Genomic DNA, 22,595 nt, shown 5'->3' with positions numbered 1-22,595 from the left:
AACAATTATCTTAAAAAGTTGGCATCCAGAATTCGTTTATACTCAAAAGTTTTGTCCTTTATTTCCCTTCGGATATATTTTTCGATCATAATACTGGCGGTAGGCGCAGCCCAGCTCCCTCCGCCTCCGGCATTTTCCAACACTACTGCAATGGCTATTACAGGGTTTTCTTTAGGCGCAAACCCTACGAATACCGCGTGATTTTCGCCATGGGGGTTCTGCACGGTGCCAGTTTTTCCACAGACTGCTATACCGGGAATAAAAGCACGCCCGGCTGTACCCCCGTCCACCACTTTTTCCATAGCATCTACGACAACGGCAAAATGTTCGTATCTAATCCCGGTACGGATTGTATCATAAGGCACTCTGTTCCAGTGAAGATCACTAACCCCTTTGGTAGCTTTTACAAAATGTGGAGGGAAGTATTTGCCACGTCCGGCGATCATAGCGACCATATTCGCCATTTGCAATGGTGTCATCAGGATTTCCCCTTGTCCGATAGCATTACTGATAACATGCGTCGCACTCCAACGGTTTTTCCCGTAAAAAACCCGCTCATTGTCGTAAAGGTCGGTAGAGGGAAGATTGCCGTCTTTCTCATAAGGCAAATCCACATTTAGTTTTCGCCCTATTCCCATCAAATCCATGTAGCGGTACCAGGTATTATAGGCTTCATATATGTCTTTATACTTGGTTGTATTGTTCAGGAAATCCATATACGTCGCGGCGAAATAGGAATTACACGAATATTTGATGGCATTTTCCAGTTTCAACGGGGTAATATGGTGGCGACATCCGGGCTTACCATGATTGCGCTTAAACCCTCCGCCACAGCTATAATAAGTATCAGGTGTTATGATTCCTTCATTTAATGCTGCCAGCGCAACAGGGAGCTTAAAAATGGACCCCGGAGGATACTCCGCCATCAATGGCCGGTTAAACAACGGGTTGAGGGTGTCAAGTTGAAGCATTCGCCAGTTTTTTTGCAGCTCACTACCGGTAAGGGCAGAAGGGTTATAGGAAGGGGCGCTGATAAAAGCCAGAATTTCTCCCGTAGCAGGCTCTATTGCCACAATACTCCCTTTCTTATTTCTCATCAACTCTTCCCCCAAAGCCTGCAATTCCGTATCAATCCCCAACATGACTTCCCGGCCTTTGATCGCCGGCTTGTCCTGTTTTCCATGAGCAAAACTACCCACTTCACGATTATGTACATCTTTGAGAATCTTCTGTTTTCCCTGAATCCCCCGAAGGGTGGAATCATGCGCTCTTTCGATACCCGATTTTCCAATCAGGTCTCCACTGATATATTTCCCGTCAGAATTCTCAATTTCCCGGGCATTCACTTCGCTGATGTAACCCAGAATATTGCCTCCGACAGGGTAACGATAATATCGGGTAGTGCTGGCAGAAAAAGAAAATCCACCAAAATTCCATAATCTTTCCTGCAATTTGCCGTAAGTTTCCGGATCTACGTATCGGGCAAAAACCGATTCTTTGAGCATAGAGTGTTTGCTCGCCTTATCAATAATATCGTCAATCTCCGCTTGTGTCATCCCCAGCAATTCGATCAGTACAGACGTATCCGGAATAACCAGTTCGTTGGGAGTAATCATCAGGTTAAAGGTGGGCCTGTTGCTTACATAGATTTCGCTGTATCGGTTGTATATATTTCCTCTGGGGGGAATAATAGACTTGGTTTTTACTACGTAGTTTAAGGCCTTCTGGGCGTATTCATTATTTAATACCTGTATAGAAAATAGCCGCCAGATAAATATCAGGAATATCAGCCCAATGCCTGCTATAATTATACCGCCCCTGATCCTGAGATTGTCCATTTATTTTTGATAAAACAGATAACACAAAATATACGAAATAAAAAACGTATAAAGTGTACTCGAAATCGATTTTAACAGCGTCAGAAGAAAAAACTGAAAGGAAAACGCCTCCAGTAAAAAATATGTGAAATGATGCAGGAAAATTAAAGGGAGAAGATACCACACAAACCATACCGGGGTCTGATTTCGAAAAGAAATTTCATCTATGCTCCGGTAATTGGTGGTACTGACAAAAGTGGCTATCCGGCCTCTTGCGGCAACAGCCATAAGCGATGCAAATATGTGAAGCCCTGTGGCCGCATGATCTGAAAATGCGTCTATCGCAAATCCTGTGATAAATGCAATGATATACAGGACCGGAACCGGAAGATTAAAAGGGAGCGTAAGTAAAAAAAGCAGATAGACAAATGGTGTAGCTACGTGAAACAGTGTCAGGTCGTTGAGCATAGCGACCTGGAAGAACACATAAATAAAGAAAGCCACAATATATCTGAGTGATCCATACATGCTATCGAAGGTTTTTTTCCAGTGAATCCAAAACAGCTTTATTGCTGGAGGAGATCAGGTACACATTCGTAAGCGAGTTAAAATTGGCAGAAAGTTCCATTTGCGCGTTATAAAATCCGTCCTGCGTTTGTTTTCCCAGTCGTGAGATTTTCCCTACCACATATCCCGGGGGAAAAATCTGACTGTTCACAGAGGTTACTACTGTATAACCGGTATCAAGTTTTGCGGTCTCGGGGATATATGTTAAGAATGCATGTCTGGGATCGCCGCCCCGCCATTCGTAAAAGCCCACATTCATATCCTCTTCTTTCCGATCCGGGCTGAGTGTGTTGAGGATTAGTTTAAAATCCACATTCAGCGCGCTCAGTGCAAGACTATACCGGTCGCTAACCCGAATCACTCTTCCTACAATTCCTTCAGGCGAAACTACTCCCATATCAGGCTCAACACCATCAGCGGCGCCTTTATCCATGACCAGATAATTATACGTCTTATTCGTAGAGTTTTTGATTACCCGGGCCGAAATAAAAGAAAACGAACTTCGATCTGCCGTACTATCCTTCAGGAGCAATTGTACAAGAGAATCTTTCCCCATACGAGCTTCCATCTGAGCAATATGATTTTTTGCATTCAGAAGTTGTTCGCGCAGATAGATATTTTCATCTTTCAGGTGTTCGTTATCCCGAATGAGATGAAAATAGTAATTGACAGATGCCCTTTTTTCGTAAAAAGCCGAGGTAGATTCCAGCAGGAAGTCGCCCATCTGATGCCGCTGGTGGTCATTATAATTGACGACCATATAGAGTGCGACTCCTTCCAGTATCAGAAAAAGAATCGTGTTTCTATACGCCGAAAAAAATGCCAGCAGACGAAGCATAGTTGAAGGAAATCTAGCTCATCAGATATTTAAACTCATCAATATTTTTCAGGGCAATACCCGTACCTCTTACCACTGCTTTCAAGGGGTCTTCCGCCACGTGTATGGGAAGTTTAGTTTTTTCTGCCAAACGAATATCCAGTCCACGAAGTGAAGCACCGCCTCCGGTGAGGTGAATGCCCCGCTCGTAAATATCAGCAGAAAGCTCTGGCGGCGTATTTTCAAGCGCTTTGAGAATCGCATCCTCAATCTTGGTTATAGATTTGTTGAGCGCATGAGAAACTTCACGGTAAGAAACAGAAATCGTTTTGGGGATTCCTGTCATCAGGTCTTTTCCTCTGATTTCGATATCTACCGGGGGTGATTCGAGTTCGGGCAGTGCGGCACCTACATCGATTTTTATTCTTTCTGCGCTTCTTTCGCCAATCAGCATATTGTGCTGTTTGCGCATATAGTCGAGGATATCATCGTTAAATTCATCTCCCGCGATACGGATGCTCTGATCTGTAACAATACCGGAAAGTGCAATTACCGCAATTTCTGTAGTCCCCCCACCGATATCGACGATCATATGCCCGGTAGGCTCTTTTACATTCAGGCCTATCCCGATAGCCGCAGCCATTGGCTCAGCAATCAGATAAACCTCTTTGGCACCTGCCTGTTCGGCAGAATCTTTTACTGCCCGTTTTTCCACTTCTGTAATTCCACTGGGAATACAGATCACCATGCGATAGCTGGTGGAAAACATCTTTTTCCGGTTGCTGATCAGTTTGATCATACCCCGGATCATATGTTCAGCAACGGTAAAATCCGCAATCACTCCATCCCGGAGCGGGCGAATGGTTTTATATTTTTCGTGGGTTTTTTCATGCATTTGCTGCGCCTCATTACCGATGGCAATTACCTTCCCGGTCATGCGGTCCACAGCAACGATAGACGGCTGGTCAACGACGACTTCATCGTTATACATGATCAGCGTATTCGCTGTCCCAAGATCAATAGCAATGTCTGTAGTAAAAAAATCAAAAAAGCCCATGTATTCTATTCCTCACAATAATTATTAATGCTTAAAATGCCGTACTCCGGTGAAAATTAAGCACATATCGTTATTTTCACAAAAATTAATCGTCTCTTCATCCCTTACGGATCCTCCTGGCTCGACAATCACCCGGATGCCATGTTCATTAGCGATTTCAACGGAATCTTTAAAGGGAAAAAATGCATCTGAAGCCAGTACGGAGCCGCTAAGTTCAAATCCCATATCCAATGCTTTCCGAATTGCCTGCCGGATCGCATCCACACGGGAAGTCTGCCCTACCCCACTGCCAATCAACTGCCCGTTTCTGACTATTGCAATAGCATTGGATTTTAGATGTTTACAGACCGTATCGCCAAATATCGCGTCTGTAATTTCCTGACGGACTGGTTTACGGGTAGTTTTTACAGCAATATCAGTTTCATTTAACTTCACCGTATCTCTGTCCTGTACCAAAAGCCCGTTTACCGCCCCCTTAATCATTTGGGCGGGTTGCTTTGGCTGAATGCGTTTTAGCAAAATCCGGTTCTTTTTCTGCCGAAGTATCGCAAGCGCATCTTCCGAATAGTCCGGAGCGATCAGCACTTCAAAAAACAATTTATCGATCGATGCAGCAACCTGACTGTCAACTGCTCTGTTACAAGCAAGAATACCGCCAAAAGCAGATACCGGATCACCTGCAAGTGCTTTTTCCCATGCATCAGAGAGATCTGTTCCGATCGCACATCCACAGGGATTGGTATGTTTAATGATAGCAAAAAATGGTTCAGAGAACTCATCGGTAAGCTGCAGTGCACCATCGATGTCCACCAGGTTGTTGTAGCTCAGGGCTTTGCCGTTGAGTTGTTCAAACTGGCTGCTCAAATCTCCATAATAATAACCCTTCTGATGAGGATTTTCTCCATAACGCAATACCATTGGCTCCTGATGAGAAATCTTCAGGCTGGGAGATTCCGGACTCAGGTAGCGGAAAATTTGCGCGTCATAATGTGAAGAAGTGTCAAATGCTGCCCCGGCAAACATTTTCCTTTGGGCGGGAGAAATAAAGCCATCCTGCGCTGAAAGAATTTCGGTCAGGGCAGAGTAGTATTTTTGGGAGGGGATGCAGGTTACATCCTCAAAATTTTTGGCAGCCGCACGGATAAGCGCAATGCCCCCAATATCTATTTTCTCAATTATAGCAACTTCATCAGCCCCGCTTTTTACGGTAGCTTCGAATGGGTACAGATCTACAATTACCAAATCAATTACGGGTATATCATACGTATCCAGTTCTGCTACATCTGTCTGATTTCCCCGGCGTGCAAGGATACCGCCATGCACTTTGGGGTGAAGCGTCTTTACTCTGCCGCCAAGAATAGAAGGGTAACCGGTAAGATCCGCAACTTCGACAACATCAGCACCCAGTGTACGCAAATACTCTGCAGTACCTCCGGTTGAGTACAGCACAACCTCCCGGGTAATCAATTCCCGGATCAATGGCTCCAATCCCTCTTTATGGTAAACAGAAATTAATGCCGACCGAATGCGAATATCTCCTCCCATAACTAATTTAGACCGTGAAATTACAAATTATTATTTTGCCTGAGTAAGTTTTCACACACTTTTTTGATTACCTCCGAAAAATACTGATGCTCAAGTTTTTGCACTTCTTTCTGGAGGTCTTCAGGTGACCAGTTTTTATCTACCGCTATAGCCTCCTGAAAGACGATTTCTCCCTGGTCATATACTTCATTCACAAAATGTATGGTGATGCCTGAATGAGAAGCACCATCTTTTATAACGTTTTTATGAATATTCATACCATACATTCCCCTTCCTCCATAAGCGGGCAATAAGGCCGGATGGATATTAAGAATTCTTTGGGGGAATTGTGAAACGGTTTGCGCCGGGATAAGTTTAAGATAACCAGCCAGCACAATCAGATCTATATGATAACGCTGCATAAGTGCATTGAGATATGTTCCATCGGAAAATTTTTCTCTGGTGAGAATCTCGACCGGCACAGAAAACTCTTCACCAAAATGCACAACTCCAGACTCCGGATTATTAGTTACCAGCAATACTACTTCGCCTTCCGGATACTCCTGAAAACGGGTAAGAATAGTCTTCGCATTTGAGCCACCACCTGAGGCAAATATTGCGATACGAATGGGTGAAGATGCAGCCAAACTTTATGATTTTCCGCAAAGGTAAGCATATCTCCATAAACAAAAAGCCGTCCTCCAAAGAGAACGGCTGATTTATTTACATTATGGAGTCATTATCATAAAAGCTTGAAATTAAAGGGGATATTCACCCAAAACTGGATGGGTTTTTTACCTTGAATGGCAGGTGTAAACTGAAGTTTATCAATATGATCTGTTACAGCTTTTTCAAGGATCGGGTGTACCTGATTGATCACTTTGTGTTTGGTATAATTCCCTTTTTTATCGACCAATACCCTTACAATTACACTCCCTTGTATCCCGGCATCCCGAGCAATTTGCGGATAACCAATCAACTTTTGAACTTCACTCATGTTGACGGGTTGAGGTTCTTCGTCTGCAACAATAAAGACATCAATAGGCACTTCGCGCTCAACAATAACTTCGGGAATACTCCCTGTTCCGTCTAGCTCTCCCGGGAAAAATGCGATTTCATCCGCACCCGCTTTGTCGATCAGCCCAATATTCGGGACGTCCTTCAGGGAATCTATCAAAACAATCGACGCTTCGTCATCATCTAAATCCTCTTCCGGTGTTGGTTCCGGAATCAGATAGGCTAAGGTTCGCAAATCTTTTTCGATGCGGGGCGGTGGGGGAAGTTCTGGGGTTTCTTCGTCGATTGCAGGCGGCTGGGGGATTTCAAACGGGTTAATAACAATGGCTATTTTTTCTTTTTCATATGGTACTACCTGATAAAACCCCATACTTTTGGCAATGAGAGGCCCAAACGTAAGGAGAAAGGCTGTGATACCAATGACGGTTGTTCCGGCTAATAGGTGATGGGGATAGCTTTTACGAAGCGAAAAGGCTCCATAGTCTTTCTCCCGGCCTTCGAAGACCATTTCGTCCAGAGATGCGGTGATTACTTGTGTCATAGTCTTAATTGTTTTTTGATGTACATAGATCGGCCTGTCCCCTGGAAAATGACTCCGGGAATTCAATACAACATTGATATTCAGGCTTATCAGTAAGACTGGACTTCTACTCTTTTTCCATAAAGAAGGCAGAAAAAAAGAGAATATTTTTCAATAGGACAATCATTGAGCTATCCACAAATGGCGCAAAAAAAAGAAGGGACTTTAAAAGCCCCTTCTCCTGTAACATATCTAATGGATAACCTAGTCGGAAATCACGGTAGAAGTATTTCTGGCACTTGTCTCCCGTCCATCCATCCGGTCTTTGTATTCTTCCATATCTCCCACGAGAATGTCGTGGTACTTACGAAGTCCTGTTCCGGCTGGTACGAGGTGCCCAACGATTACGTTCTCCTTCAGACCTCCGAGGTCATCTGTTTTTGCTGTAATTGCAGCTTCGCTCAGTACTTTGGTAGTTTCCTGGAAGGACGCAGCTGAGAGCCACGACTTGGTACCCAGGGATGCCCGGGTAATACCCATCAGTACGGGCTGACAAACTGCCGATCTGGCTTCTCTGGCTTTTACCAGTTTCAGATCCTGACGGCGAAGCCCGGAGTTTTCGTCCCGCAATCTGCGCTGAGAGACTATTTGTCCCGGCTTCAGACTTGTAGAATCTCCTGGTTCTTCAATTACCAATTTGTCAAAAATCCAGTCATTCTCTTCCTGGAAATCCAGACGGTTTACAACTTCTTTTTCAAGGAAAATTGTATCACCAGCATCCACGATTTCTACTTTTTGCATCATCTGGCGCACGATCACTTCGATATGTTTATCGTTGATAGGTACACCTTGCATACGGTAAACTTCCTGGATTTCATTCACAATATATGACTGAACAGCGCTTGGGCCTTTGATCGAGAGGATGTCCTTAGGTGCGATCGCTCCATCAGAAAGCATCTCTCCGGACATTACATAATCCCCGTCATGAACAAGAATATGTTTGTTGAGGGAAACCAGATAACGTCTTTCGTCAGAGCCATCAGGGGAGATAATAAATACTTCCCTGTTACCACGCTTAATTCCACCCAGTTTAACCACACCTTCAATAGCTGTTACAACGGCTGGGTTAGAGGGGTTACGTGCTTCGAAAAGCTCGGTTACCCTTGGCAGACCACCCGTGATATCCGCAGTACCACCACCAGATCTTGGAATTTTCACCATAATCTGACCGGCAGTAACAGATTCACCGTTTCCAGCTACGAGGTGCGCGCCTACGGGAAGGTTATAACTTCTAAGCTCTTCACCTTTTTTATTCAGAATGATAATTGTCGGGTTGATAGCTTTATCGCGGCTATCGATAATGACCTTCTCTTTGTGTCCGGTCTGTTCGTCGATATCCTCCAGATAAGTTACCCCTTCTTTTACATCATCCAGCTGTATTTTACCCTCAAACTCAGAGATAATAACGGAGTTATATGGATCCCATTTACACAGCATCATTCCTTTTTCTACATGCTCACCATCATTTACATAAAGGTAAGACCCGTAAGGTACTTTGTTGGAGAAGAGAATTCTGGACTGCTCATCGACAATTTTGAGTTTACCGGTACGGCTAATGATGATCCGCACTGGCTCGTCGTCATCCTCTACTTCACGCTCAACAAACCTTACGTTTTCAAGTTCCACACGACCGGGGAATTTGGCGATCAACTGGCTTGCCGAGGTAACCCTTTGTGCAGTACCACCCACGTGGAAAGTACGAAGGGTAAGCTGTGTACCTGGTTCTCCGATAGATTGAGCAGCGACAACGCCAACAGCTTCCCCTGCTTCAACCATTTGGTTGTTAGCCAGGTTACGACCGTAGCATTTGGCACAAACACCCATTTTGGATTCACAGGTAAGTACGGAACGAATTTCCACTTCTTCGATAGCCGTTTCATCGATCGCGTTCATAACCGCTTCCGTAATTTCTTCACCGGCACCGACGATGATTACATCGGGATTCAATGGATCAATTACATCATTCAGAGATACACGACCGAGAATACGCTCACCTAATGGCTGAATCACGTCCTCGTTTTCTTTAAGAGCCGTAGTTGTAATACCACGAAGCGTTCCACAATCTTCCTCTGTAATGATCACGTCCTGCGCTACGTCTACGAGACGGCGGGTAAGATACCCGGCATCAGCCGTTTTAAGCGCTGTATCCGCGAGACCTTTACGTGCACCGTGGGTAGAGATGAAGTATTCCAATACAGAAAGTCCTTCCTTGAAATTTGCGAGAATCGGGTTCTCAATAATTTCACCGGCAGAGCCTTTAAGCGTTTTCTGTGGTTTAGCCATCAGACCACGCATACCGCCAAGCTGACGAATCTGTTCCTTGGAACCCCTGGCTCCGGAATGGAACATCATATAGATGTTGTTAAACCCATCCTTATCCTCGCTCAACTGCTTCATCAGCGTCTCTGTCAGGCGGGAGTTGGTATGAGTCCAGATGTCAATTACCTGGTTATATCTCTCATTTTCCGTAATAAGACCCATGGCATAGCTGGCAGCCACATCTTCAATCTTATTTTCGGCTTCTTTGATAAGTATGTCTTTCTCGACAGGGATAATAACCTCACCCAATGAGAAAGAGAGCCCACCTTTAAAAGCTTCCTGGAAACCAAGATCTTTAAGGTCATCGAGGAATTTAACCGTATCAACAAGCCCCACCCGGAGGAAAATATCCATGATAACCGTACGCATGGACTTCTTCGAAAGAAGAATATTTACATAGCCGGCACCTTTGGGAACGATTTTATTAAACATTACCCGTCCGACGGTGGTCTCGATGATTTCTTTTAAAGGGTTACCATCTTCGCCCATTTGAATTTCACCATTATCATCGTATTTGAAATGGCGAAGTTTGATATAGGCGTGTTTGGCAACTACTCCTTCATTATAAGCAATTTCGACTTCTTCAGGGCTTCCAAAAAGCAAGCCTTCTCCTTTCTGCTTTGGACGACCTTTGGTAAGGTAGTACACCCCTAATACCATGTCCTGAGTAGGAAGAGTAATAGGTGTTCCGTTGGCAGGGTGAAGAATATTGTGTCCGGCAAGCATCAGTACGATAGCCTCAAGACAAGCCTCATTGCTCAGCGGTACGTGCACCGCCATTTGGTCACCGTCAAAGTCAGCGTTAAAGCCCGTACAAACCAACGGGTGAAGCTGGATCGCCTTACCTTCAACCAGACGAGGCATAAAAGCCTGAATACCTAAACGGTGAAGCGTTGGCGCACGGTTGAGGAGAACCGGGTGGCCTTTCAGCGTATTTTCGAGGATATCCCAAATCACAGGGTCGCGACGGTCAACAAGTTTTTTCGCGCTCTTGACTGTTTTTACGATCCCCCGTTCGATGAGCTTCCGGATAACGAAAGGCTTAAATAATTCAGCCGCCATGGATTTAGGAAGACCACACTCATAGAGTTTCAAGTTAGGTCCAACCACAATTACAGAACGACCAGAGTAGTCAACCCTTTTACCCAGAAGGTTTTGACGGAAACGCCCCTGCTTTCCTTTGAGCATATCAGAAAGAGACTTCAGCGCTCTGTTGGAATCAGATCTTACGGCATTTACTTTACGGGTATTATCAAACAGCGAGTCAACGGCTTCCTGAAGCATCCGCTTTTCATTGCGGAGAATTACTTCAGGCGCTTTAATTTCGATCAGGCGCTTGAGACGGTTGTTACGAATGATTACCCGGCGGTAGAGATCGTTAAGGTCAGAAGTTGCAAAGCGGCCACCTTCCAAAGGCACCAGAGGGCGAAGTTCCGGAGGAATTACCGGTACAATTCGCACCACCATCCATTCGGGTTTATTTTCCATTCTGCGGTTTGCCGAGCGGAAAGCTTCGACAACCTTCAAACGCTTCAGCGCATCATTTTTTCTCTGCTGAGAAGACTCATTCGCTGCACGTTGACGAAGTGTGTAGGAAAGATCATCGAGATCAATCGTACTAAGCAACATTTCAAGTGCTTCGGCCCCCATTTTAGCGATAAACTTCTGCGGATCTTCATCCGGCAGCATCATATTATCTTTGGGCAGCGTTTCCATGTGGGTCAGATACTCTTCTTCCGTTAGGAAGTCCATTTTCTGAATACCCTCATTTTCCAATACCCCTGGATTGATGACCACATACCTTTCATAGTAAATGACCTGGTCCAGTTTTTTGGAAGTAAGGCCCAGCAGATAACCAATTTTACTTGGCAGAGTACGGAAATACCAGATATGCGCTACAGGCACAACCAACTGGATATGCCCCATCCGCTCACGGCGGACTTTCTTTTCGGTAACTTCCACGCCACAACGGTCGCAGATAATTCCCTTATAACGGATTCTTTTGTACTTCCCGCAGTGACATTCATAGTCTTTCACAGGGCCAAAGATCCGTTCACAAAACAGCCCGTCCTTCTCCGGCTTATATGTCCGGTAGTTGATGGTTTCAGGCTTTAGCACCTCACCATTCGAACGGTTCAGAATCGCTTCAGGAGAAGCAAGGCTTACGGTGATTCGACTGAAATCACTGGTGATTTTGGTGTTTTTAGCTATGGGCATGCGTTACCTCCGCTATGTTTAATAAATGATATATTATTCCCAAAGGAAAACTATAATTTTTACTCCAGGGTCACCTCAAGGGCCAGACCTCTGAGTTCGTGAATCAATACGTTAAAGGATTCTGGTACCCCCGGGATCGGAAGCACATCACCTTTTACAATTGACTCATAGACTTTTGCTCTACCTACGACATCGTCAGACTTAACTGTAAGCATTTCCCTGAGGATATGCGCTGCGCCGAAAGCTTCCAATGCCCACACTTCCATCTCTCCAAAACGTTGTCCACCAAACTGAGCTTTACCACCCAGCGGCTGTTGTGTAATCAACGAGTATGGACCGATCGAACGTGAGTGCATCTTATCGTCTACCAGGTGGATCAGCTTAAGCATATAAATCACACCGACAGTAGTAGCTTCACTGAAGCGTTCGCCAGACTGACCATTGAGCAGGCGGGTAACTCCATATTCAGGAAGTTTTGCCTTCTTCAGATAATCATTTACATCATCAACGGTAGCACCGTCAAAGATCGGCGTAGCGAACTTCAGACCGAGTTTTTTACCTGCCCATGCGAGGATACTCTCATATACCTGTCCCAGGTTCATACGAGAAGGTACCCCCAGTGGGTTAAGTACAATGTCGACAGGTGTTCCATCATCAAGGAATGGCATGTCTTCTACCGGAACAATCTTGGCTACAACCCCTTTGTTTCCGTGGCGACCCGCCATTTTATCCCCGACTTTCAGTTTCCGTTTTTTGGCAACATACACTTTTGCCAGTTTCAGAATACCGGACGGCAACTCATCTCCCACTCTTATCTGATATTCTTCTCTGCGGAATTTTCCTTCGATCAGATCGTATTTGCGCTTGTAATTCCGGAAAAGCACTTCAACACTACGGTTAAGGCTATCATCCGAAGTCCAGTCCGCAGGAATCACATCAAGGAAGTTGAGTGCCTGGAGAGATTTTTCGCTAAATCTCTTACCTGAAGCAATTACTTCTTCATTGAATTTATTCTTAACCCCCTTGGATTTTTCTTCACCGAGCAATGCCATCAGCTTGGAAACCATCAGTTGATGGATTTCAGCAAGTTCTGATGTATATCGCTCTTCCAAAGTGGTAAGCATCTTTTTATCTCTGGCTTTGGCCTTGGTTTCTTTCTTTTCTTTAGAGAAAAGCATTTTGTCAATGACCACACCCTGAATGGATGGCGGCACCCGAAGAGAGGCATCTTTTACATCACCCGCCTTATCGCCAAAGATCGCTCTGAGCAATTTTTCTTCCGGGGTTGGATCAGACTCTCCTTTAGGTGTAATTTTTCCGATCAGGATATCACCGGGATTTACTTCTGCACCTACGCGGATCAGCCCGTTTTCGTCCAGATGTTTGATCGCATCTTCACTGACGTTTGGAATCTCCCGGGTGAGTTCTTCCTCTCCACGTTTGGTATCTCTAACCTGAAGTTCAAACTCTTCAATATGGATAGAGGTATAAACGTCTTCGGCAACCACCCTTTCAGAAATTACAATCGCATCCTCAAAATTATATCCCTGCCATGGCATAAATGCCACCAGAAGATTTTTCCCAAGGGCCAATTCACCATCTTCTGTGGAATATCCATCGGCGATTACCGTACCCAGTTCCACCTTTTGCCCTGTTTTTACAGTAGGACGAAGGTTCACGCAGGTATTTTGGTTGGTCCGCTGGAATTTAGGCATCGGATAGGTGACAAGACTGGAGTCGAAGCTGATCAGGTCATCAGTTGGGGTACGGTCATACCGGATCACAACTTTACTACCATCCACAAAATCAACAACACCAGATCCTTCAGCCTTCATCATAGAGCGGGAATCTTCTGCAACTTTGCGTTCAATACCCGTTCCTACGATAGGTGCTTCAGGTTTCAGCAGCGGTACAGCCTGACGTTGCATGTTGGAACCCATGAGTGCACGGTTGGCATCATCATTTTCCAGGAAAGGAATAAGTGAAGCAGCAACAGAGACAATCTGATTGGGTGCAACATCCATGAAAGCAACGACATCCGGTTCAACAACCGGGAAGTCGCCCATTCTACGGGCTTTTACTTTATTATTGACAAATGCTCCTTCATCAGTAATAGGTGCATTGGACTGCGCGATGATGGTATCGTCTTCTTCTTCCGCACTCAGGTAGGTAGCCTTTTCGGAGACAAGTCCTTCTTCAACTTTACGGTACGGCGTTTCAATGAATCCCATAGGATTGATTTTAGCATACGTACACAAAGAAGAAATAAGACCAATGTTTGGACCTTCAGGGGTCTCAATCGGGCAAAGTCTTCCGTAGTGAGTATAGTGAACGTCCCTTACCTCAAATCCCGCTCTTTCACGGGAAAGACCGCCTGGGCCAAGAGCAGAAACCCTGCGCTTGTGAGTCAACTCAGAGAGAGGATTCGTCTGATCGAGAAACTGGCTCAGCTGGTTGGTACCGAAGAAAGAGTTAATAACACTGGAGAGGGTACGTGCGTTGATAAGGTCTGAAGGTGTAAATACCTCATTGTCCCGAATATTCATTCTCTCACGAATGGTACGGGCCATACGGGCGAGACCTACACTAAACTGAGAGTACAGTTGCTCTCCGACAGTTCTTACACGACGATTGCTCAGGTGGTCAATATCGTCAACATGCGTTTTGCTGTTTTGGAGTTCGACCAGATATTCAACAATCTTGATAATATCACTTTTGGTGAGCACCTGGCTGGTTTCATCAAAAGTGTTATGAAGTTTTTTATTTAGCCGGTAACGCCCAACTTCACCGAGGTCATAGCGTTTGTCGCTAAAGAAGAGTTTATCGATTACCCCGCGAGCGGTTTCTTCATCTGGTGGTTCTGCATTACGCAACTGGCGGTAGATCAGATCGACGGCTTCACTCTGTGAGTTGGCATTGTCTTTCTGAAGAGTATTATATATAATAGAATATTCAGCTGCATTGGTAGATTCGGCAACAAGGATCATAGAAGCCACCCCTGAGTCCAGAATCTGATCGATATCATCTTTTTCAATGATATGGTCTCTTTCAAAGAGGACCTCATTTCTGGTAATGGAGACCACTTCTCCTGTATCTTCATCGACGAAGTCTTCTGTCCAAGTGCGAAGGATCCGGGCTGCCAGTTTACGACCTTCACATTTTTTCAGGTTAGCCTTATTGATCTTTACCTCCTCAGCGAGTCCGAAAATTTCAAGGATATCCTTGTCCGAACTATAACCAATCGCCCGCATAAGGGTTGTGACCGGGAATTTCTTCTTCCGGTCAATGTAGGAGTACATGACGTTATTTACGTCAGTAGAAAATTCAATCCAGGAACCTTTGAAAGGGATAATACGTGCCGAATAGAGTTTAGAGCCATTGGCATGGTAGGATTGGCCAAAGAATACACCGGGTGAGCGGTGAAGCTGGCTTACAACGACTCTTTCGGCACCATTAATGATAAAGGTACCGTTATCGGTCATGTAGGGAATATTTCCCAAATACACTTCCTGAGTTACCGGCTCGAAGTCTTCATTTTCCGGGTCCGTACAGTAGAGGAAAAGTTTAGCTTTGAGGGCGACAGAATAAGTCAGCCCCCGGCCTTTACACTCCTCAATTGAATAGCGGGGCGGGTCAATGTAGTAATCCAGGAACTCAAGAACGAAGTTTTCCCTTGCATCGGTTATTGGGAAATTTTCCTTAAAAACTTTAAATAACCCTTCTTCTTTCCTTTTATCAGGCGGAGTGTCCACCTGCATAAATTCTCTGAAAGACCAAAGTTGAACCTCCAGGAAATCCGGATATTCAATTACCTTCTTGATCTTGGAGAATGAAATCCGGTTGGAATCTTTTGTATTAGCCAATACGATAGAATTTTGTGGGTGAAATTAAGGAAATGCTCGCGATGTAAAAAAACGAAATCAAATCTTAGGCCATAATATAGGGGAATAGACCTGATTACACCGAATCAGGTCTATCTTAAGGGTAGAAGTTTGAATCCCTTTACGGGACATACTACTTCACCTCTACCTCAGCACCAGCTTCTACGAGTTGAGCCTTGATAGATTCAGCCTCTTCTTTGCTCACTTTTTCTTTTATAGCAACGGGAGCTTTGTCAACGAGTTCTTTAGCCTCTTTCAGGCCAAGACCAGTGACTGTTTTTACAACTTTCACTACGTTGAGTTTGCCACCACCTGCACTTTTAAGCATAACATCGAACTCGCTTTGCTCAACAACTGCGGAAGCACCACCAGCGTCTGCGGAAGGAGCAGCAGCAACAGCAACAGCAGCTGCTGCGGGTTCAATGCCGTACTCTTGTTTCAATATGTCTGCCAACTCGTTTACCTCTTTTACTGTCAGGTTCACCAGTTGTTCTGCGAATGCTTTAAGATCTGCCATTTTCTTAATGCTATTAAATAAATCTTATAAGTAAATAAACTATCAAATTGAATGCGGGCTTTCAAAGTTTGACCTTCGAAGGAAGCAACCCACAGGATTATGCGTCCCTTTCAGAAAGGGTTTTAAGGATTCCTGCCAGTTTGCCACCACCCGATTGAAGAGCGGAAACAACATTTTTGGCCGGACTCTGTAGCAATCCAATGATTTCCCCAATGAGTTGATCTTTGGATTTCAGTTCGGTCAGGATTTTCAGTTGATCATCCCCAATGAAAACAGCGGTATCAATAACAGCCGCTTTCAGCTTGGGTTTTTCACTTGTTTGTCTGAACTTTCTGAGCAATTTAGCTGGTACGCTGGGGTTTTCTGCCGTAGCAAAGAATACCGAAGATGGCTGTTTGAGAGAGCCATACAAATCCGACATATCAGCGCCAAGATTTTCCACTGCTTTTTTAATCAGGGAGTTCTTGATCACCTGCATAGGGATATTAGACTCAAAACAAAGCTTTCTCAGGTCGTTTACCTGGGCTACGGTCATTCCTCCGGCATCAGCAATGTAGAAGTTGGGATATTCCTTCAACTTCTCCGTCAATTCTTTGACAAATTGGATTTTCTCGTCTTTCGTCATAACTTAAAGTCCTTGAACGCTGGATTTTTCAATCTTGATACCGGGGCCCATCGTAGAAGCCATAAAGATTGATTTGAAGTAGATACCTTTGGATGTCGCGGGTTTCATTTTGTTGAGCGTTTGCAGCATTTCTGTTGCATTATCCATCAATTGATCCGCAGAGAAAGAAACTTTCCCGATTGCGACATGAATAATCCCGGTCTTATCTACTTTGAAGTCAATCTTACCTGCTTTTACTTCTTTTACTGCATTTGCTACATCAGGAGTAACCGTACCACTTTTAGGGTTAGGCATCAGGCCACGGGGTCCCAGCACACGGCCGAGTTTACCGACTTTAGGCATTACATCAGGGGAGCAGATGATTACGTCAATATCTGTCCAACCCTCTGTGATTTTCTGGATATAATCATCCAGTCCCACATGATCGGCACCCGCTTCTTTTGCAGCGGCTTCTTTATCTGGTGTAGTGAGCACAAGTACGCGTACAGCTTTACCCGTTCCATGGGGTAATGTAGTTACACCACGCACCATCTGATTTGCCTGACGGGGATCCACACCCAAGCGGACGTGAAGTTCGACGGACTCGTCAAATTTGGCGTATGCAACTTTTTTCAGAAGTGCACAGGCATCGCTCAGGTCGTAGTATTTTTCACTATCGACTGCGCCGGTTGCCTGCTTATGCTTTTTCGTAATTGTCGCCATGATCTAAATTAGTTTTCTTCTCCCCAGGGAGGTGTACCTTCAACAACCAAACCCATACTCCTTGCTGTTCCAGCGACCATTTTCATAGCGGATTCCAGTGTAAAAGCGTTGAGATCAGGCATCTTGGTTTCTGCAATTTTCTTGCAGTCATCCCATGATACTTTCCCGACTTTCTTACGGTTAGGTTCCGGAGAACCGCTTTTAATGTTCGCTATCTGCATCAGCATTACGGCTGCCGGTGGGGTTTTGACGACAAAATCAAATGTTTTGTCAGCGTAAACCGTAATCAAAACCGGCAGAACCTGACCTTGTTTATCCTGTGTTTGGGCGTTAAACCTTTTACAGAATTCCATGATATTCAGCCCTTTAGAGCCGAGTGCAGGTCCGATTGGAGGAGCAGGATTGGCCATGCCGCCCTTCACCTGAAGTTTCACATAGGTAGAAATCTGCTTAGCCATCTATTATTAGCAATTAGACATTGATGGTTAGCGGTCATCAGAGAGAAGCAAAAGTTGTAACAGCACTCACAATACTAAAACAACTTTCAACCAACAACCAGTAACAAACTCTTTAATATTCTTTTTCAACCTGGAAGTAGTTTAGCTCAATCGGGGTATTTCTACCAAAAATTTTCACTACTACTTTCAGTTTTTTCTTATCCTCATAAATTTCATCGATCACACCAGTAAAGCCATTGAAAGGACCTGCCATTACTTTTACAGGTTCACCTTTGATAAACGGTTCTTCGGGCATTTCGCCTTTTTCGTTCATCTCATCTACTTTACCAAGGATCTTATTGACCTCTGATAAGCGAAGGGGTACAGGATCGCTCCCACGTTTTCCGCCGAGAAACCCGATCACGTTAGGAACTTCCTTAATGATCGGAATCAACTCTCCAGCCATTTCACATTCCACGAGAATGTAGCCGGGGAGAAAATTTCTCTCACGCAGTTTTTTCTTTCCATTGCGCATCTCAAATACCTTTTCGGTTGGGATGAGGACCTGACTGATCTGATCACCCAATTTGAGGCGTTCAATTTCACTTTCAAGGTATTGTTTTACCTTTTTTTCTTTACCGCTAACTGCACGGATTACATACCACTCTTTCGCCATCTCACTCCTGCTAACTAGTTAAACAAGGAATACAGACCACTCATACCGGAATTGAACAGAAAGTCCATTGCGGCAATTACAAGTGCGATCATAATTGAGGCAATCAGAACTGTCACCGTACTGCTCTGTAACTCATCCAGTGATGGCCACTGTACTTTATATAAAAGTTCGTCTGAGTATTCCTTAAAAAGAGCTCTGATTTTTTCCATTACACTTTTATTTGCACGGGCGGAAGGACTTGAACCCTCAGCCTACGGTTTTGGAGACCGTCGCTCTACCAATTGAGCTACGCCCGTATCCGAGATGACCTTAACACAAGGCCTTCCAAAAAAAATAATTAACGGACACCATTTTCAGGTGTCCGTTAACCCGTATTTTAATTATTCAATAATTTCTGTTACCTGACCAGCACCAATGGTACGACCACCTTCACGAATAGCGAAACGAAGACCTTTTTCCATAGCAATCGGGTAGATCAAATCCACGTTAATCGTGATGTTATCACCAGGCATTACCATGTCAACACCTTCAGGGAGGGTCATTACACCGGTAACGTCAGTGGTACGGAAGTAGAACTGTGGGCGGTAGTTGGAGAAAAATGGTGTGTGACGACCACCTTCTTCTTTGCTCAGTACGTAAATCTCACCTTTGAATTTGGTGTGAGGTTTTACAGATCCTGGCTTGATAATAACCATACCACGGCGGATAGATTCCTTATCGATACCACGGAGAAGAAGACCTACGTTATCACCAGCTTCACCTTTATCCAAAATTTTACGGAACATTTCAACACCGGTAACTGTAGAAGTCATTTTTTCGGCACCAAGACCGATGATATCTACCTGATCACCTGAGTTGATCACACCCCTTTCAATTCTACCAGTAGCAACTGTACCACGACCTGTGATAGAGAACACGTCCTCTACCGGCATCAGGAAGGGCTTATCTTTGTCGCGCTCTGGAGTTGGGATGTAACTATCCACACTATCCATCAACTCTTCGATTTTTGCTACCCACTGAGGCTGGCCGTCAAGACCACCCAGTGCAGAACCCTGAATAACAGGAATGTCATCACCAGGGAATTCATAAATGCTCAGAAGGTCGCGGATTTCAAGTTCGACAAGCTCAAGAAGCTCTTCGTCATCCACGAGGTCAACTTTATTCATGAATACAACCAGAGAAGGTACACCTACCTGGCGGGCAAGCAGGATGTGCTCACGTGTCTGAGGCATAGGACCATCTGTAGCTGCAACTACCAGAATCGCACCGTCCATCTGCGCAGCACCAGTAACCATGTTTTTCACATAGTCAGCGTGGCCGGGGCAATCAACGTGTGCATAGTGGCGGTTGAGCGTTTCGTATTCAACGTGGGCTGTATTGATAGTGATACCTCTTTCTTTTTCTTCCGGAGCGTTGTCAATCTCGTCGAAGTTTTTCACTTTCGAAAGGCCCTTAGAAGCAAGTACCTTCGTGATTGCAGCAGTCAGGGTAGTTTTACCATGGTCAACGTGCCCGATCGTACCGATGTTCACGTGAGGTTTGGTGCGTTGAAATTGTTCCTTTGCCATCTTTATAAAGCTTGATTCAAAATATATGCTTAAAAAAAATTCTGATTTACAGGATTTTGAGCCAATGACCGGACTCGAACCGGTGACCCCCACCTTACCATGGTGGTGCTCTACCAACTGAGCTACATTGGCACCTTTACAAAATTGAGCGGGAGACGAGACTCGAACCCGCGACCCTCAGCTTGGAAGGCTGATGCTCTACCAACTGAGCTACTCCCGCTTCTTGTTTTCTCGAAAGAACTTTCAGAAATGAAGAAGAGGTTGGTAACTCTTCTTCTATTTCAGCTGTCAACATTGTGGGGAGAGCAGGATTCGAACCTACGAAGGCTAAGCCAACAGATTTACAGTCTGCCCCGTTTGACCGCTTCGGTATCTCCCCTTTATTTAACGAGCCGGTGGACGGATTCGAACCGCCGACCAGCTGATTACAAATCAGCTGCTCTGGCCAACTGAGCTACACCGGCATTTGATCGACTCTCCAATTTGCCCCCTTCCTCAAAAGCTCTGCAAAAGTAGAAAAGTAAATCAGAGAAATCAATACATCAATAAAAAAACTACTAATTCTTTAATTCTTTAATCCGAGCTTTCTTACCAATCTTATCGCGAAGGTAGAAAAGACGTGCACGACGAACTTTTCCTCTACGGATTACTTCTATCTTTTCAACTGAAGGGGAATGAATCGGAAATATCCGCTCAACACCTATTCCGCTGGATATTTTTCTCACAGTGAAAGTCTCCGTACCTCCTTCGCCTCTACGCTGGATACAGACACCTTTGAACTGCTGAACGCGTTCTTTATTTCCTTCCACAATTTTAACGTGTACGTTCACAGTGTCACCTGCTTTAAAGCTAGGAACTTCATCACGTACATAAGTTGCCTGAACCAGTTTTATCAAGTCTTCCATTACTAGATTTCATTAGACGGAGGGCAAAATTAAGACTTTTCAACCATTCTGCAAAACCAAATCAAAAAAAGGCGTGATTTTTTTATTCCAATAAGTCGGGCCTTCGTGTTCGGGTTTTGTCAAGTGCCTGTTGCTCACGCCATTCCTCAATTTTTCGCGCATGTCCTGACAAAAGTACTTCTGGTACATCATGCCCTTCAAAGTTAGCCGGACGTGTATATTGTGGCGCATCCAGCAGATTATCCTGAAAAGAATCGAACAAAGCCGAGCTTTCGTCGCCCAAAACTCCGGGGATTAATCGGCCGATTGCATCAGTCAGTACCAACGCGGGTAATTCTCCACCCGAAAGCACATAGTCTCCAATCGATATTTCTTTCGTAACAAATAAATCCCGGGCACGCTGATCCAAACCTTTATAATGCCCCGCAATCAGCAGCAGGTTTTCATACATTGATAGCTGGTTGGCCATCCTTTGATCTAATCGCTCTCCATCCGGAGAGAGATAGATTACCTCGTCGTATACTCGCTGAGACTGCAATGCCCTGACTACCCTGGCGACTGGTTCGACCATCAATACCATACCCGCACCTCCTCCATAAGGATAGTCGTCCACTTGCTTGTATTTGTTATCTGCATAATCCCGAAGATCGTGCACATATACCTCAAGCAGGCCTTTATCCTTCGCCCGCTTCAAAATGCTATGATCCAGTGGGCTATATAGCAACTGGGGTACACAGGAAATGATGTCAATCCGCATCGAAACTGATTATTCCAGATTTAAGGCAAATGTATCTGCAGCATTCATTACCTGGATCGGACGCTTCAGGCTCTCCTCCAATGAAATAAATGTCTCCGTACGTTGTATTCCCGTGATTTTCTGCACTTTATCATTGAGAATCGTCCGTAGCTCCCGGGTATTCTTACTCACAATCTTCAGAAAAATAGAGTAACGACCCGTCGTGTAATGGATCTCGGTAATCTCTGGAATTGCCTCCAATTGTTTGGCAATATGATTGTACATAGAAGCATCTTCCAAAAACATGCCTACAAATGCACATATATCAAATCCGAGCTTACCGGCGTCTACCTCCAGGTGAGACCCCTTTACAATCTCCAAGCCAACCAATTTTTTCATCCTTACATGCACTGTACCACCTGAAACATCCAATTGTTTGGCAATTTCTGTGTAAGGAGTTTGTGCATCTGTCATCAACATGGACAGAATCTGCAAATCAAGTTTGTCAATTTCTAAATTTGTGGCCATATTTTTTATGCAATTTTTTAATATTTTAAACGAAAAGCCTATTCTATTTGATTTTTTTCAACTTTTGTATTTTTTTTTAAATTATTTTGAAAATATTAGATATTC

The 22,595-nt window shown here is 44.6% G+C and carries 19 protein-coding genes and 5 tRNA genes; all 24 read right to left on the bottom strand.

All coding sequences use genetic code 11. The features are described from left to right. Positions 1–5: 5 nt before the first annotated feature. Positions 6–1,838, bottom strand: a complete 1,833-nt coding sequence (locus R3D00_06830; GenBank protein ID MEZ4772879.1) for a penicillin-binding transpeptidase domain-containing protein — start codon at positions 1,836–1,838, stop codon at positions 6–8. Next, positions 1,839–2,345, bottom strand: coding sequence for a hypothetical protein (locus R3D00_06825; protein ID MEZ4772878.1), 507 nt, complete (start codon positions 2,343–2,345; stop codon positions 1,839–1,841). A 1-nt stretch (position 2,346) separates the two neighbouring features. Further along, positions 2,347–3,222, bottom strand: a complete 876-nt coding sequence (mreC, locus tag R3D00_06820) for a rod shape-determining protein MreC (protein ID MEZ4772877.1) — start codon at positions 3,220–3,222, stop codon at positions 2,347–2,349. Between the two features lie 13 nt (positions 3,223–3,235). Further along, positions 3,236–4,258, bottom strand: coding sequence for a rod shape-determining protein (locus R3D00_06815; GenBank protein MEZ4772876.1), 1,023 nt, complete (start codon positions 4,256–4,258; stop codon positions 3,236–3,238). Between the two features lie 24 nt (positions 4,259–4,282). After that, entirely contained in the window at positions 4,283–5,803 is a 1,521-nt protein-coding gene (purH, locus tag R3D00_06810) for a bifunctional phosphoribosylaminoimidazolecarboxamide formyltransferase/IMP cyclohydrolase (GenBank protein ID MEZ4772875.1), read from the bottom strand. 20 nt (positions 5,804–5,823) lie between these two features. Beyond that, positions 5,824–6,429 (bottom strand): phosphoribosylglycinamide formyltransferase, encoded by a 606-nt coding sequence (locus R3D00_06805; protein MEZ4772874.1) that lies wholly within the window; start codon positions 6,427–6,429, stop codon positions 5,824–5,826. Positions 6,430–6,524: 95 nt separating this feature from the next. Continuing rightward, positions 6,525–7,340: an energy transducer TonB gene (locus tag R3D00_06800; protein MEZ4772873.1), complete on the bottom strand. Its 816-nt coding sequence runs from the start codon at positions 7,338–7,340 to the stop codon at positions 6,525–6,527. Positions 7,341–7,583: 243 nt separating this feature from the next. Then, on the bottom strand, positions 7,584–11,915 hold the full coding sequence (rpoC, locus tag R3D00_06795) for a DNA-directed RNA polymerase subunit beta' (GenBank protein MEZ4772872.1): 4,332 nt from the start codon (positions 11,913–11,915) through the stop codon (positions 7,584–7,586). Between the two features lie 59 nt (positions 11,916–11,974). Further along, the gene (gene rpoB / locus R3D00_06790) at positions 11,975–15,778 is read right to left on the bottom strand and encodes a DNA-directed RNA polymerase subunit beta (protein MEZ4772871.1); all 3,804 of its coding nucleotides are present in this window, start codon (positions 15,776–15,778) and stop codon (positions 11,975–11,977) included. Between the two features lie 151 nt (positions 15,779–15,929). Continuing rightward, the gene (gene rplL / locus R3D00_06785) at positions 15,930–16,313 is read right to left on the bottom strand and encodes a 50S ribosomal protein L7/L12 (protein MEZ4772870.1); all 384 of its coding nucleotides are present in this window, start codon (positions 16,311–16,313) and stop codon (positions 15,930–15,932) included. Positions 16,314–16,410: 97 nt separating this feature from the next. Next, complete coding sequence (gene rplJ, locus R3D00_06780; protein MEZ4772869.1) at positions 16,411–16,938, bottom strand: 50S ribosomal protein L10; 528 nt, start codon at positions 16,936–16,938, stop codon at positions 16,411–16,413. A gap of 3 nt (positions 16,939–16,941) precedes the next feature. Next, a complete protein-coding gene (rplA, locus tag R3D00_06775; protein ID MEZ4772868.1) occupies positions 16,942–17,640 on the bottom strand; it encodes a 50S ribosomal protein L1 in 699 nt (232 codons plus the stop codon). Between the two features lie 8 nt (positions 17,641–17,648). After that, on the bottom strand, positions 17,649–18,098 hold the full coding sequence (rplK, locus tag R3D00_06770; GenBank protein ID MEZ4772867.1) for a 50S ribosomal protein L11: 450 nt from the start codon (positions 18,096–18,098) through the stop codon (positions 17,649–17,651). 112 nt (positions 18,099–18,210) lie between these two features. Further along, on the bottom strand, positions 18,211–18,753 hold the full coding sequence (nusG, locus tag R3D00_06765) for a transcription termination/antitermination protein NusG (GenBank protein ID MEZ4772866.1): 543 nt from the start codon (positions 18,751–18,753) through the stop codon (positions 18,211–18,213). A gap of 14 nt (positions 18,754–18,767) precedes the next feature. Then, positions 18,768–18,962: a preprotein translocase subunit SecE gene (secE, locus tag R3D00_06760; protein ID MEZ4772865.1), complete on the bottom strand. Its 195-nt coding sequence runs from the start codon at positions 18,960–18,962 to the stop codon at positions 18,768–18,770. 14 nt (positions 18,963–18,976) lie between these two features. Then, positions 18,977–19,049, bottom strand: a tRNA-Trp gene (locus R3D00_06755). 84 nt (positions 19,050–19,133) lie between these two features. After that, a complete protein-coding gene (tuf, locus tag R3D00_06750) occupies positions 19,134–20,321 on the bottom strand; it encodes an elongation factor Tu (GenBank protein MEZ4772864.1) in 1,188 nt (395 codons plus the stop codon). 59 nt (positions 20,322–20,380) lie between these two features. Further along, positions 20,381–20,453 (bottom strand) — tRNA-Thr (locus R3D00_06745). A 15-nt stretch (positions 20,454–20,468) separates the two neighbouring features. Further along, a tRNA-Gly gene (locus R3D00_06740) sits at positions 20,469–20,541 on the bottom strand. A gap of 77 nt (positions 20,542–20,618) precedes the next feature. After that, positions 20,619–20,700, bottom strand: a tRNA-Tyr gene (locus R3D00_06735). Positions 20,701–20,711: 11 nt separating this feature from the next. Next, positions 20,712–20,785 (bottom strand) — tRNA-Thr (locus R3D00_06730). 93 nt (positions 20,786–20,878) lie between these two features. Then, positions 20,879–21,226, bottom strand: a complete 348-nt coding sequence (rplS, locus tag R3D00_06725) for a 50S ribosomal protein L19 (protein ID MEZ4772863.1) — start codon at positions 21,224–21,226, stop codon at positions 20,879–20,881. 82 nt (positions 21,227–21,308) lie between these two features. After that, positions 21,309–21,983: a tRNA (guanosine(37)-N1)-methyltransferase TrmD gene (trmD, locus tag R3D00_06720; protein ID MEZ4772862.1), complete on the bottom strand. Its 675-nt coding sequence runs from the start codon at positions 21,981–21,983 to the stop codon at positions 21,309–21,311. Between the two features lie 9 nt (positions 21,984–21,992). Next, positions 21,993–22,490, bottom strand: a complete 498-nt coding sequence (locus tag R3D00_06715) for an Lrp/AsnC ligand binding domain-containing protein (GenBank protein ID MEZ4772861.1) — start codon at positions 22,488–22,490, stop codon at positions 21,993–21,995. Positions 22,491–22,595: the final 105 nt, after the last annotated feature.

Source organism: Bacteroidia bacterium (genome assembly GCA_041391665.1).
Lineage (GTDB): Bacteria > Bacteroidota > Bacteroidia > J057 > J057 > JAGQVA01.
This window is presented reverse-complemented; position numbering and strand designations above follow the sequence as displayed.

Excerpts from the sequence above, each read along its gene's own strand:
- R3D00_06830 (MEZ4772879.1), bottom strand. The coding sequence starts at position 1,838 with ATGGACAATCTCAGGATCAGGGGCGGTATAATTATAGCAGGCATTGGG.
- R3D00_06825 (MEZ4772878.1), bottom strand. The coding sequence starts at position 2,345 with ATGTATGGATCACTCAGATATATTGTGGCTTTCTTTATTTATGTGTTC.
- mreC (MEZ4772877.1), bottom strand. The coding sequence starts at position 3,222 with ATGCTTCGTCTGCTGGCATTTTTTTCGGCGTATAGAAACACGATTCTT.
- R3D00_06815 (MEZ4772876.1), bottom strand. The coding sequence starts at position 4,258 with ATGGGCTTTTTTGATTTTTTTACTACAGACATTGCTATTGATCTTGGG.
- purH (MEZ4772875.1), bottom strand. The coding sequence starts at position 5,803 with ATGGGAGGAGATATTCGCATTCGGTCGGCATTAATTTCTGTTTACCAT.
- R3D00_06800 (MEZ4772873.1), bottom strand. The coding sequence starts at position 7,340 with ATGACACAAGTAATCACCGCATCTCTGGACGAAATGGTCTTCGAAGGC.
- rpoC (MEZ4772872.1), bottom strand. The coding sequence starts at position 11,915 with ATGCCCATAGCTAAAAACACCAAAATCACCAGTGATTTCAGTCGAATC.
- rplL (MEZ4772870.1), bottom strand. The coding sequence starts at position 16,313 with ATGGCAGATCTTAAAGCATTCGCAGAACAACTGGTGAACCTGACAGTA.
- rplJ (MEZ4772869.1), bottom strand. The coding sequence starts at position 16,938 with ATGACGAAAGACGAGAAAATCCAATTTGTCAAAGAATTGACGGAGAAG.
- rplA (MEZ4772868.1), bottom strand. The coding sequence starts at position 17,640 with ATGGCGACAATTACGAAAAAGCATAAGCAGGCAACCGGCGCAGTCGAT.
- rplK (MEZ4772867.1), bottom strand. The coding sequence starts at position 18,098 with ATGGCTAAGCAGATTTCTACCTATGTGAAACTTCAGGTGAAGGGCGGC.
- nusG (MEZ4772866.1), bottom strand. The coding sequence starts at position 18,753 with ATGGCGAAAGAGTGGTATGTAATCCGTGCAGTTAGCGGTAAAGAAAAA.
- secE (MEZ4772865.1), bottom strand. The coding sequence starts at position 18,962 with ATGGAAAAAATCAGAGCTCTTTTTAAGGAATACTCAGACGAACTTTTA.
- tuf (MEZ4772864.1), bottom strand. The coding sequence starts at position 20,321 with ATGGCAAAGGAACAATTTCAACGCACCAAACCTCACGTGAACATCGGT.
- rplS (MEZ4772863.1), bottom strand. The coding sequence starts at position 21,226 with ATGGAAGACTTGATAAAACTGGTTCAGGCAACTTATGTACGTGATGAA.
- trmD (MEZ4772862.1), bottom strand. The coding sequence starts at position 21,983 with ATGCGGATTGACATCATTTCCTGTGTACCCCAGTTGCTATATAGCCCA.
- R3D00_06715 (MEZ4772861.1), bottom strand. The coding sequence starts at position 22,490 with ATGGCCACAAATTTAGAAATTGACAAACTTGATTTGCAGATTCTGTCC.